This is a genomic window from Paenibacillus alkaliterrae (assembly GCF_021532375.1).
In the GTDB taxonomy this organism is placed as follows: Bacteria; Bacillota; Bacilli; order Paenibacillales; family Paenibacillaceae; genus Pristimantibacillus; species Pristimantibacillus alkaliterrae.
Map to the genome: position 1 here is coordinate 1 of NZ_JAKGAP010000109.1, position 11,449 is coordinate 11,449.

At 41.3% G+C, this 11,449-nt stretch carries 10 protein-coding genes; 2 read left to right on the forward strand and 8 right to left on the reverse strand.

The window, feature by feature from the left end; all coding sequences use genetic code 11:
- Positions 1-47: 47 nt before the first annotated feature.
- Positions 48-182 carry a transposase family protein gene (locus L1N85_RS25815; RefSeq protein WP_235241892.1) on the reverse strand — a complete coding sequence of 45 codons (135 nt, stop codon included), beginning with the start codon at positions 180-182 and terminating at the stop codon, positions 48-50.
- Positions 183-535: 353 nt separating this feature from the next.
- Here L1N85_RS25815 and L1N85_RS28115 point away from each other — a divergent pair, with 353 nt between their 5' ends.
- Together L1N85_RS28115 and L1N85_RS25820 are read left to right on the forward strand one after the other, a co-directional pair.
- Positions 536-661: a stalk domain-containing protein gene (locus L1N85_RS28115; RefSeq protein ID WP_407946573.1), complete on the forward strand. Its 126-nt coding sequence runs from the start codon at positions 536-538 to the stop codon at positions 659-661.
- Entirely contained in the window at positions 627-854 is a 228-nt protein-coding gene (locus tag L1N85_RS25820) for a copper amine oxidase N-terminal domain-containing protein (RefSeq protein WP_235241893.1), read from the forward strand. Before L1N85_RS28115 ends, L1N85_RS25820 begins: the two co-directional genes overlap by 35 nt.
- A gap of 166 nt (positions 855-1,020) precedes the next feature.
- On the opposite strand, the gene L1N85_RS25825 is transcribed toward L1N85_RS25820, so the two are convergent.
- The 7 genes from L1N85_RS25825 to L1N85_RS25855 all read right to left on the reverse strand — a co-directional run bounded on the left by L1N85_RS25825 (position 1,021) and on the right by L1N85_RS25855 (position 11,314).
- Entirely contained in the window at positions 1,021-2,757 is a 1,737-nt protein-coding gene (locus L1N85_RS25825) for an S-layer homology domain-containing protein (protein ID WP_235241894.1), read from the reverse strand.
- Positions 2,758-2,996: 239 nt separating this feature from the next.
- Positions 2,997-5,459, reverse strand: a complete 2,463-nt coding sequence (locus L1N85_RS25830) for a GH39 family glycosyl hydrolase (protein WP_235241895.1) — start codon at positions 5,457-5,459, stop codon at positions 2,997-2,999.
- A 108-nt stretch (positions 5,460-5,567) separates the two neighbouring features.
- The gene (locus L1N85_RS25835; protein WP_235241896.1) at positions 5,568-5,948 is read right to left on the reverse strand and encodes a carboxymuconolactone decarboxylase family protein; all 381 of its coding nucleotides are present in this window, start codon (positions 5,946-5,948) and stop codon (positions 5,568-5,570) included.
- Positions 5,949-5,965: 17 nt separating this feature from the next.
- On the reverse strand, positions 5,966-7,603 hold the full coding sequence (locus tag L1N85_RS25840) for a thiamine pyrophosphate-binding protein (RefSeq protein ID WP_235241900.1): 1,638 nt from the start codon (positions 7,601-7,603) through the stop codon (positions 5,966-5,968).
- A gap of 23 nt (positions 7,604-7,626) precedes the next feature.
- Positions 7,627-9,855 carry an EAL domain-containing protein gene (locus L1N85_RS25845; protein WP_235241897.1) on the reverse strand — a complete coding sequence of 743 codons (2,229 nt, stop codon included), beginning with the start codon at positions 9,853-9,855 and terminating at the stop codon, positions 7,627-7,629.
- A gap of 311 nt (positions 9,856-10,166) precedes the next feature.
- Positions 10,167-10,763, reverse strand: a complete 597-nt coding sequence (locus L1N85_RS25850; RefSeq protein ID WP_235241898.1) for a type IV toxin-antitoxin system AbiEi family antitoxin domain-containing protein — start codon at positions 10,761-10,763, stop codon at positions 10,167-10,169.
- Between the two features lie 176 nt (positions 10,764-10,939).
- Positions 10,940-11,314, reverse strand: coding sequence for a DUF6463 family protein (locus L1N85_RS25855; RefSeq protein WP_235241899.1), 375 nt, complete (start codon positions 11,312-11,314; stop codon positions 10,940-10,942).
- Positions 11,315-11,449: the final 135 nt, after the last annotated feature.

Consider the following 11,449-nt stretch of genomic DNA (forward strand, 5'->3'; position numbering starts at 1 on the left):
CCATCCTCGGTTGTAAAGTTAAGATTAATGTTTTAATCTCCTGCATTTCACGCTGTTAGGCGCTTATAGCAGAACTTGTCGTACGTACCCGTTAGCCGATGATACACTTTTCCTTCTTGCCTTGGATCGTTCATATCGCTAAAATATTCAAAAAAAGTCCCTTGATATCTTTCGTTATTCATCCTTATCCCTCCGAGAAAGCTACTAACGCTTAGCTTACCTCATGAGAGCGATGTTTTGAAAGCGTCTTATGTCACTGCCCTCTGTATTTGCACCATTCTACTTCCCGAAGCCGCATGCTGAAGAACCAATATTTGTTTGATTCTCTCAATATGTATCTTCATGAATTCGCCGTGAGTCCTTGAATGACCGTTTAGGTAAATATAATAATTATATTAAAAAGTGGAGGGACTTTATGATGAAGAAGTACACATTCCTATTAATTGCAATGTTATTATGTTCTACGGCAGTATTCAATTTTACAGCTAGTACTGCACCAAGAATTGACGTTATGGTTGTATTAGATAGTAAAAATATGGAGTTTAATCCCAGAGCATTTTTAGCCAATGGGACCACAATGGTGCCCTTTAGGCAGCTTTTTGAAGAATTAGGAGCCACAGTATCGTATGATGAAAAAAACGCGGTCTATAAATGCTATTAAGAATGGAATTGAGATTGAATTGACGATAAATTCTTTGAAAGCATATGTGAATGGAAAAGAATATACGCTTGCTCAATCACCAGTTACTGACGGAAACGAAGTAGCGTATGTTAATCTGCGATTTATTAGTGAGGCTTTAGGTTACCAAGTTCATTGGGATAAGTCTACACTTACGGCAACCATCACCTCTTAAGTCGTCGTTACGTTGTCAAGCGCGAAAGAGGACCTATGCTCCCTAAGTTCCCGACCTGTGAATAAGCACCTGTTTCCTGCGGAAACAAAGTGCTTATTCACAGTTAATCGCCATGCGTGGCGCACATAAACAAAAGCCTGCTTTCCGCAGGCTTTTGACATCTTTCTTATTTGGATTGTTCGAACATCCAATCAATCGCTTCTTGCGTGTTGTATGCAGGCACCCATGAAAAATGGGCCATTGGCGCAACAGGCATAGCAACATAACCGGGTTCATATTCTGTATATTTTACTTTGGTGCTTCCTATAGCTTTAAGTGCAGCCACCATATCTCTCGTACCGTTAATCATGAATTCAGGCATATAAAGATCGATCTCCCCTGCAACTTTAACGACAGGATCATCTGCTGCATGGAACGCCCAAATGGGCATATCTTTGATGGCTTCAACCTTGGTTAAGTCACCGCCGCCGCACACGGGCATAGCTGCCGCAAACAAATCGGGATTTCTTTGAATAAAGCCCCATGTTCCGAAGCCGCCCATGGAGACACCCGTAATATAAATACGATCGGGATCGATTAACGGGTTGCTTGCAACGGATTTGATCAATTCAAGCGTTGTTTCGTATACATTCTTTTCCAGCCATAATCCGCTTTGAATTAAAGGATTTTGCGGCGCTAATACGAAGCTTGGATTTTTAGCTTGATTTTCGGCTGACGCCCAAACTGTCGCACCCGTATTTCCAAGCAATTGCGCGACACCATTCGCGCCCCGTTCACCATTGCCGTGAAGGAAGATGACGAGCGGGTATTTTTCGCCAGGTGCTGTTTCAGGCTCATACAAACGATAATCCAGTTTGTTCCCGGCTTTGCTTGTGTAAGTGAGCGCTTTGAAGCTGTCTACAATCGCGTTGGCTTCGCTGCCGCTTTTTTGCTTCGACCCTGAAGCGATCTTCGTTCCGTCCGCTGCAGTGATATCTGCTAATTGCGTTACATAATAGTTGAGCTTATACAGCCTGTTCTTGCCTATTGCAAAATCGTAAAGCATGGTTCCTGCATTCATGTCCTTGGCAGCATCCAATTCGATAATGACGTACTCACCCGTTTTGCTTGCTGGAGCGGTCGCAGCCGAATCATTGGTATAAACCTTTGTAACGGTTCTTGCCGCGGTTACTTCACCTAATGTGGCTTCAACCGCATAAACCGTCGCTTTCAGCTTGGAACCGTCGACGGGTTTGCTATATTTTATCGCCATCGCAGTTACCGCTTCACCAAAAGGCCTTGTTTCCTTAATTAGGGTAATATCCTCATTAGCAGCTATGCCGTCGGATATATTGGCCAAATACCCTAAAATACTTGCCAGATCGATAATTTTAACAATCTCCGCACGCGATATAGCGCCTTGCGGCCTAAATGTCCCATCTTTATATCCGCTTATAAGCTCCTTCTCATACATGGTATTGACTGCGTTTACTGCATAACTATGTATCGCTGCTGCATCTTTAAAAGTCGTCCAAGCCCCTTCTTGAGCTTCGAGTTCAAGCATCTTGTAAAATAAGACAATGGCGTCTTCTCTTGTTACGCTTTTATTCGGCTTGGCTGCTATATTGCCGGGGACATCCGTAAGATCAGCAACGGTTTTACCCTGTGCGGCTAATAAGCGGTTAGCAATGGCTGTCAATTCAGCCCCGGTTATTGCCTTGTTAGGACGGAAGGTCCCATCGCTGTAGCCATTTATCGTACCTTTGCCGACCCATTTCACTATAAGCTGTTCAGCCCAATGACCCTTGATATCCTTTAAGCTCTTTTCTCCTCCTTCTGCCAAGGCTGGCGATGCTAAACCTATTGAACTTAACATGAAAACCGCAGCTAAAATAACCGTTAATTTATTTCCTATCTTGTTCATTGAATGCAATCCTTTCCCTAATCAGAATGTTTTTGTGGTACCGCTTTCTTGCTAGTTTCTAATATACTTTTAGCGAATGTAAATCAATACACAAATACATTTCACTTTCTATGCTGAATTTAGCCATTTTTATCCGTTCAGAAGAACACTGCTTTGTTGAGGATAAAAATCTGCTATAAATAAATTAAATTTTTAAGATTAAAAAAAAGACTTTGCATATGATTTGCAAAGTCTTTCTGTTATATTCCGCTTATCTTAATAAGCTGCACCTCATGCGGCGTAAGCGTACAGTCCAATATAAGATTTTCCTGTACCGCTATTCTATCCACCCTATAGACAGGCTCAGAAGCCTTGGACAAATAGGTCAACTCTTCTGTTCGCATATCGTGAGGCGCACCCATCTCCAGCCATTTATCAAAGGCACTTCCTCCGCTGCGGCTGATTGTATATTTACGGATAGAGTATTCGCCTTTATTCATGCCGTTTAAAATCAAACGGAATTGTTCCGTCTCATTTTTGCGAAACACATGATAACGATTGTACTTGTCCATGTGAGTGACATGGCGATGACGGTACAGCTCATCATAATGACAATAATTATACAGCAGTATTTGCACACCGTTATGGTCTCTTGTAATAAAGTAGCCATCACCCTTTTGAATAAGCCTGTTTCCTAAGCCCCGCAGCAGCAGCATCGCATTGAAGCTGCTTTTTCGAATGCTGTTATGAGTAAACAGTCCGAAGCCGCCATGAAATACATCCCTATACAGCGGAACTTCCTCCATGAAATCACTAAGGGTCCAATAACCAAATGCCGATATCCGATCATAATTTTCGGCTATATTTTTTGCAATAAACGCAGATTTGTAGCAAGTATCATTGCACAAGTCTCTCTGCCATATGTTTGAATTCCATTCATCAAGCACAATTTCTATTTTATCCAATGCATATTCCTTCAGCTTCAGCTTCACTTTATCAATTTCATGTGCCAAAAAAGCCTCATCACTGCTGACTATGAATGAATACGCCTCATCATGCTCGATTAGCTTAATCTGGCTCTCTTCCTCTTCAGGCACACAGGAATAACAACGCATGGCAATAAAGTCCGGTATGCAATTCCGGCTGATGCCGAATTCCAATAAGTCAGGTTTACTCGGACCTCCGACTCGCAGCTTATTATCGATTAATTTGATGGTTCTGTACGTGTTTTCATATAACTCATTATATTGTTCCTCTTTATAATAGCCGTTATTAAACGCAAGCTCGCTGTTCCACAATATAAAATACCACTCTCTTACGCAGTCATCACCATATCGATTGATGCAATGCTTAATCAGTTCCCCTACGAGACCGTTCCATTTTCCCATATCTTTAGGCATACTCATAACGGAAGCGCGAATATTTATTTTGTTTGGAGCTTTTGCGAGCTGGGGCGGCATAAAACCAAGTTCAATATAAGGCAGCATGCCTATTGAAATAATAAAATCAAGCAGCATGTCCACATAGATAAAATTCAATTCAGCGTTACCGCTCCGGTTCTCTTTATAAACCATCATATCGTCATCTAACAGTCCATGAAAACGAAGATAACGGAACCCGACCGATTTCTGAATTTCCATGAGCTGATTCTGTATCGCAGCATTCAAACCGTCTTTTGCAAAGCCGATATTAATTAAATTTCTCCATTTATGAAATAATTTTTTTCCTTCCGATGATACATCCGCTTCGATATGATTCAAACGAATAGGTGCAGCAACACTCGGTATCGTTACTTCCTGTACCTCTGCATATTTCAAAAGAGCGGCGAATGTATCGTAGGTTTTAACATCATGGATTTCCGCTTCTTCCTGTAATGAAGAAAATTCAGGATTAACGTTATGCTTCTTTCGGAACTCTCCCGGTGTTATCTTATAGGCATCTCGAAAGTACGCGATAAAAGAACTGACATTTTTAAAACCGTTGTTATAGGCAATTTCTGTGATCGTGTGATCGGTACGGGACAGCTCCGAGTAGGCATGATTCAACCTGACTAAAGTAATATATTGCGTTAAGGTCATGTTCATATATTTTTGAAACATCCGTGATAAATACTGCGGGGTCAAAAATTCTTTTCTTGCAATCTCGCTTAAAACAATTGCACTCTGATAATTCTGGTTTATATAATTTGTAATACTTTGAATGCGGGATAATCCATCCTTCTGCAGATTCGCCTTATCCGATTTTATAACCCTTGAAAAATACCGCACAAGAACACCGAGCAGACTAAAGATCTCGCTGTACATGTCAAGCTCAAATCTCGACTCATTCTTAAACTTGTAACGAAAAATAGTTGCATAGTGATTACGCAATCCATTTAATTGCTCTTGATGATTCTCAGGCGATAGAAAGGATTTGCAATCGATATACCTGTCTTGAAACGCGGGATAGATTTCATAAATGAAAGACGTCGATATCATCATGGATACAAAGTTAGCACTCGGTGACGGATGGATATGATGAATTTCATAAGGATTAATAACGATCATATCCTCGGGCTTCATTGAAAGCTCATCATTGCCCACTCTGATACGGATCGTTCCTGAGAGCACAAACAATATTTCAAGACTGTCATGATGAAAATCATTTTCTTTTCTATCATTTAGAATAAAATAAACGTTTTGACGTTGGTTATTCTCTTTGAGCTTGTTTGGATTTACTGCCATAAACAGCTCCTCACTCATATATGTCTTTTCGAAAATAATGATATCGTAAAAAGCACCTGTTTGCTATCCTTATAAAGGATACCAACAGGCGCTTGCTAACTATGTATATCAATATGTAATATTGCGTTCTTTAAATACTTTCATAACGACGCCCAGTGCTCCCAAAGACTTCGGAAATCCTGCATAGGGAATGCAGTGCATGATGGCTTCAACGACCTCATCCGGTGACAGCCCGACATTGAGGGCGGCGTTTATATGGAAATCAAGCTGACCTTCCGCTCCTTGGGTAACCAAAGAGGAAATGGTTATTAGCGATCTTTGCTTCAAATCAAGTCCAGGACGCGAATAAATCGACCCGTACGGAAATTCGACGATAAGCTTCGCCATGTCGGGACTAAATTGCTTTACACGCTCAACCGTATCCTGCAAAATTTCCGGGCTTACCATCTTTCCTAACATCTCTAAACCTTTCTCATAATTCGTCTCCATATATTCCTCCATTACCTTTAATCCAAGCTAAGCAGCCTGGTTAGAATAGGGGGGATCTCAAGCGGGTCTACCATGACCTCAATAACCGTGGTGATGTCAGACTGTAAGGCAGAATGTACGGCCTCCTTGATGTCGGCTGCGTTATGGCAGCAATAGGTTAACGCCCCCATCGACCGGGCAAACTGACTGACATCAAGCGGTCTCTCATAGACCGCCCCGACGGATCGCCCTGTATTATACGACATTCCTTTATCCACCATGTCTAATCGGCCGTTATTGAGAACGAAGAAAATGACCGGAGCTCCATGGTTAACCGCTGTCGAGATTTCTGTGCCATGCATCATCATACATCCGTCGCCGGTTATACAAACGACATGACGGTCCGGACAGGCAATTTTCGCTCCAATGGAATATCCAATCGCTGCACCCATCGCAATAAACACTTCATCGAAATAGAAGGTGCCGGGTTCGAGTATATCGAAATGCTGGACCGCATAAAACGAGTGGCTTCCGGCATCCCCAAAGAGGATAGCGTCATTGGGAAGCGAAGCGCGAAGGGCTTTGAATGCCGTCACAGCAGATAACAGGGCTTCCGGATTCATATCTGGCTTATGCCCTCGGATCGGCAGCATTTCATAATCTCTTTCCGAAGCACCGCTCTTCTGAATCAATTGGGCCAAGTTGTATTTAATATCGCCAAGAATAATCTGAGTAGGAACCTGTACAGATTTCCCTGCAAAAGTAAGATTGTACTCGAACTGCAGCATATGTTCAGGATGCATTTCTGATGTAAACCCGGATAAGGACATGTCACATAATTTGCTTCCAACCACGATCATCAGATCGATTCCGGATTTCAAATATTCCGTTGCATGCTTGGATCCGCCAAGTCCGTACCCTCCTAAGTACAAGGGATGGTTCGTTTGGATAGCGCCCTTTCCGCCCGGTGCCGTGACCACCGGGATACGCCAATGCTCTGCCATGATACGCAATTCTTCATACGCCTCCGACATAATGGCACCTTTTCCGAGAAAAAGGACCGGTTTCTTGGCCTTATCCAGCAAAGAAATGGCTTTGTCTATGTCCGGTGATACCACTGGTGAGATATAGTCCGGCAAAGGAATATAAAAGGGCTCGACTTCCTCCATAAGCACATCAAAGGGGATACATAAATGAACGGGACCCTTTTCTCCCGTATAGGCTTTTTCTACCGCATGTCTAAGAAATAAAGGGAGTAAGTCCCCTCTCTCTATACGTGCGCTAAACAAGGTTACCGGTTCGAACATTTTGACCAAATCCGTTCCAAACTGGCTTGAATCCTGACTTAAAGCACGTCCAGTATCTTGCATCGAGGGCTGCCCTGTAATGAATAGAACAGGGAGCTGAAACTCTTTCGCCTGCCCGGCAGCAGTGATAAGATTGGTTCCCCCCGGGCCTGAAGTGCCAATCGCTACGCCAATGGTTTTTTTGCCAAGCGCGTATCCCGAAGCTTCGAACCCGCATCCGGTTTCATGACGGCCTAAAACATATTGAATCTCTTGGTTTTCAAGCTCCAGCATAAGAGGAGAGATCGATTTCCCTGGAATTCCGAAAACATGCGTAATTCCCCAATTCTTAAAATGTTCGACTAAAATGGTATATACCTTTTTTTTCATCATTTCACCTTTACTAATCAAATTTATTCACCTGTACATTTAGTAAATAATTGTTCGATTTGATCTGCGGGTAACGGCCGGTGATAGTAATACCCTTGAGCTTCACGGCACCTCAGTGTTCTTAAAAAGTTTAATTGGTCCTCTGTCTCCACACCCTCTGCGATCACATCAATCCCAAGATTATGGGTCATCGAAATAATCGTGGCTACAATATCCGCATCATTCTTGTCGGTCATTATATCTCTGACAAATGATTGTTCAACCTTCAGTCGATCAATAGAGAACAACTTTATATAGTAAAGATTGCTATAGCCTGTTCCAAAATCATCTATACAAATTTGTATGCCCAGTTTCTTCATTTCTCCAAGCACATCAACAGCGTATTCAACATCCATCGTCATCGATTCTGTAATCTCGAGTTCAAGATACCGTGGATCATGGTTCGTTTCGGACAGAATCTGTTTAACGTTGTCTATTAAATTACGTTTTAGAAACTGGCGGGTAGAAAGATTGACCGATATTTTCATTGGGATGAACCCTTGTTCGATCCACATCTGATTTTGCTTACATGCCGTTCTGAGCACCCACTCTCCTATCGGAACAATAAGTCCGTTTTCTTCCGCAATAGGAATGAATTTGGCTGGAGGAACTAAACCGAGGACCGGATGGTTCCAACGAATAAGCGCTTCGGTTCCAATAATTTCTCCTGTTTCTATATCCATTTGAGGCTGATAGTGCAGCACAAATTCTTCGTTCTGCAGTGCTTTACGCATGGAGCTTTCTAGCGTAAGTTGTTCGATGCCAATGTTATTCTTGATCGCTTTGAAAACCGAATAGTTGTTTTTCCCTGCGTCTTTGGCCATATACATGGCAATGTCAGCATGCTTCATCAGCGTTTCAGCATCATCACCGTGATGCGGATAGAAGGCGATACCGATACTTGCCGTAATATAAAATTCATATTCTTCAATGACAAACGGCGCTTCAAACACCTCAATGACTTCTTCTGCAACAAGAATGGCATCGTTATGCCCCGTGATCTCCTGCAAGAGGATTGTGAACTCATCCCCGCCCATTCTTGACACGATATGATTGGAAGGCGAGCAGCAGTTCCTCAAACGCTCAGCAACTAGTTTAAGAAGAGTGTCCCCGTTGTTATGTCCCAGGTTATCATTGATCTTCTTGAAACTATCCAAATCCAGAAACATGATGGCAAAGAGACTCTCATTTCCCTCTGAAGACTCTAATAAATTCTCCAGGTTTTGCGTAAAAAATCTTCTGTTCGGCAATCCGGTTAAATCATCGTGATATGCGAGGTGATTGATTTGTTTTTCCGTTTTAGAACGCTCCGTTATATCACGAAACTGTGCAAAAGCACCCATTATCTGTAAATTTTCATCATGGATAGGAAAGGCATCAAATAAACAAACGAGTGGTTCTTCTTGTTTCTTTTGCGTAATGCTCAGCTCAATATCCTCGTATTCTACCCCGGTATGAAGAACCTCTTGAATGAATTGGCTTATTTGCAGATCCGAAATAGGTTTTTGTATCACATCTTGTTTCTTTAAATTGGTTATAATTTCAGCAAATTTATTATATTCGGTAATATTTCCTTCTCGATCTGTAATGATAATGCCATTTCTTGTCGTTTCGATTACGACTTGATTCAGGATATGCAATCTTCTATTTTGCTTTTTTAAGAGCAGCTCCCTTTCAATCGAATCTACTACCGTACAAAGCATGGCTAATAAAAAAGAATTATGCTGATCGATGGTTGTCATAATCGTGATGGTGCCTAATAAATTACTAATATCGGTATATTGAAACGGAACGGAATAACAAGCACTAGCTTCCAAGAACTTATAGTAATGATTGCCTCCGACAAGCTGAAAGGGCTTTCGATGCTGCAGCGCCAAGTTTATACTGTTTGTTCCTGCTTCGTTTTCTTTAAAAACAAGGCCAACTTTAATCCCTGATTGTTGGACAACATTTTTTATGGCTTCATCTCCGGCCATCTCCAATATGCAGCCATTCTCATCCGAAATCATAATAAGCAGAGGATGACCCTTTATTAATTCCAACATTTTATGCACAAAGAAATCAATAACAGACAAAATTTCTTCGTATTCGTGTCGCTTTTGCTCTAATACGGCATTAGAAAAGAAAGTGGAAAATGATGGAACTGCACAAGGATCAATGCCTAGTTTCTCACACCTTAATTTCGACTCCGCAATCCAAGGCTCGTTATTCATCTTACCCCTCCTTTCTGACTTGAAAGAATACATGCAGCACTTATAAAAAACCTATAAAATCTATAAATATACCTATTATTTTCATTATGTCAACGAACGTCGAATATTGTCAATTCATTTCTTTGTGAAGAATGTCACCGATTTCGCTTCCACCGCCCAACAGAGTTATTTTCACAAATAATCTCTCCGTTCTTCCAAAATTAATTCATATTCTAAAATTCATTATGTACATATTATCCTATCCAACTGGTTACAAGCCAAGATCTTTCTCTGTAAAGACGTGCTAATACGGATGCTGCTGGATCTGCCATTTATAACCACACTCCAATGTAGTTCTTTACCTTGTTTGTAACCCTTAGTTGTTCAGCATATTCCAATAATCGATTCACATTGTGCTGATTGTCTTTTATATAACGTTGAATAGCTGTGTTAAAAATTTCTCTATCCATTTTGTTGAAGTATCGCAGCACATCGCAAATGGTTCGATCTCTGTCGTAAATGCGAATTTCTGTATTTGCAACTTCTAAGAGAGAGATACCTATGGCAAGGATATTGCTTTCTAAATAAAAAGGTTTAACTGGAGGGTATGCAATGTTAAAAATTGATTTTGAAGTATTCTTGTCTACAGCAAGTTGCCATGTTGCGGGTAGCCGATCCGAGTAACCATAATAAGAAAGCGCACTCTCCAAATAAACTATAGCGTTCGGAAACAACTTTGTAATCAGTGTTTCCTCCGGCAATAATTGCTCAGATAGTTGATATGCTCCCTGTTTTATTTTTTCCAGTACACCTTCATTGACCAATTGCAACAATTGGCGGCTGGATATACCCAGAGCACGCAGTTCAGCCGTCATCATGACACCATTATGACCATAGAATTGATGTTTAATCTCAGCCAGCGTCAACAAAAAAATGCACCTCCATATCCGCTAACTAACTAATTAAGCGGATATTTTGGTGCAATTATCACATATTTTTATCCTTTAATCAAGCGATGCTCGTTATCTCAATACTCCCGATATAGCCTTACCACGCACTCCACATGTCTGGAATATGCACTGTAAACAATAGCTGTAGTCCTTTATCATTTTAGCCTTTCAAGTATATGCGGTTGCAGAATCATCCACGCTAATGGGAAGAAAAGCCAAATACCTGACAAAGGAGAGAGTATTACGCCCATCAGAGCAAATATGAGTAATCCCCATCCAAGAAAGGAAGGTAAAGGCCTTTCGTTTGTCCGCAGTATACTTTGCCAGTGGATGCCCATTCCAATCCAGAAAAAACCTATTATCACAAACCATAACAGAAAATTACGATCATACTCCATGTGAACCGTGTTGATTAGTCCATCGTTGATGATCTCTATTAAAATGTCTTGACCGAGCAGCAATCCAACAGTATTATGGAACACACCAACAGCTACCAAGTACCAGCCACTGTACTTCCATATGTTTTTCATTTTTGCTTTCCTCCCCTTCCCTGAGTCAGACTTATATTAGCGGTGTTTGTCAAGATAGTTGTCGCGAATATATGAAAATAAGATAGCTATGTTTAAGCTTTTTGCTCAGCTTGAATAGGGGTCGCTTTTTCCGGA

Bases quoted from the DNA above. Each gene is read 5' to 3' on its own strand.
- L1N85_RS25815 (WP_235241892.1), bottom strand. From the start codon at position 182: ATGAATAACGAAAGATATCAAGGGACTTTTTTTGAATATTTTAGCGAT.
- L1N85_RS28115 (WP_407946573.1), top strand. From the start codon at position 536: ATGGAGTTTAATCCCAGAGCATTTTTAGCCAATGGGACCACAATGGTG.
- L1N85_RS25820 (WP_235241893.1), top strand. From the start codon at position 627: ATGATGAAAAAAACGCGGTCTATAAATGCTATTAAGAATGGAATTGAG.
- L1N85_RS25825 (WP_235241894.1), bottom strand. From the start codon at position 2,757: ATGAACAAGATAGGAAATAAATTAACGGTTATTTTAGCTGCGGTTTTC.
- L1N85_RS25830 (WP_235241895.1), bottom strand. From the start codon at position 5,459: ATGGCAGTAAATCCAAACAAGCTCAAAGAGAATAACCAACGTCAAAAC.
- L1N85_RS25835 (WP_235241896.1), bottom strand. From the start codon at position 5,948: ATGGAGACGAATTATGAGAAAGGTTTAGAGATGTTAGGAAAGATGGTA.
- L1N85_RS25840 (WP_235241900.1), bottom strand. From the start codon at position 7,603: ATGAAAAAAAAGGTATATACCATTTTAGTCGAACATTTTAAGAATTGG.
- L1N85_RS25845 (WP_235241897.1), bottom strand. From the start codon at position 9,855: ATGAATAACGAGCCTTGGATTGCGGAGTCGAAATTAAGGTGTGAGAAA.
- L1N85_RS25855 (WP_235241899.1), bottom strand. From the start codon at position 11,314: ATGAAAAACATATGGAAGTACAGTGGCTGGTACTTGGTAGCTGTTGGT.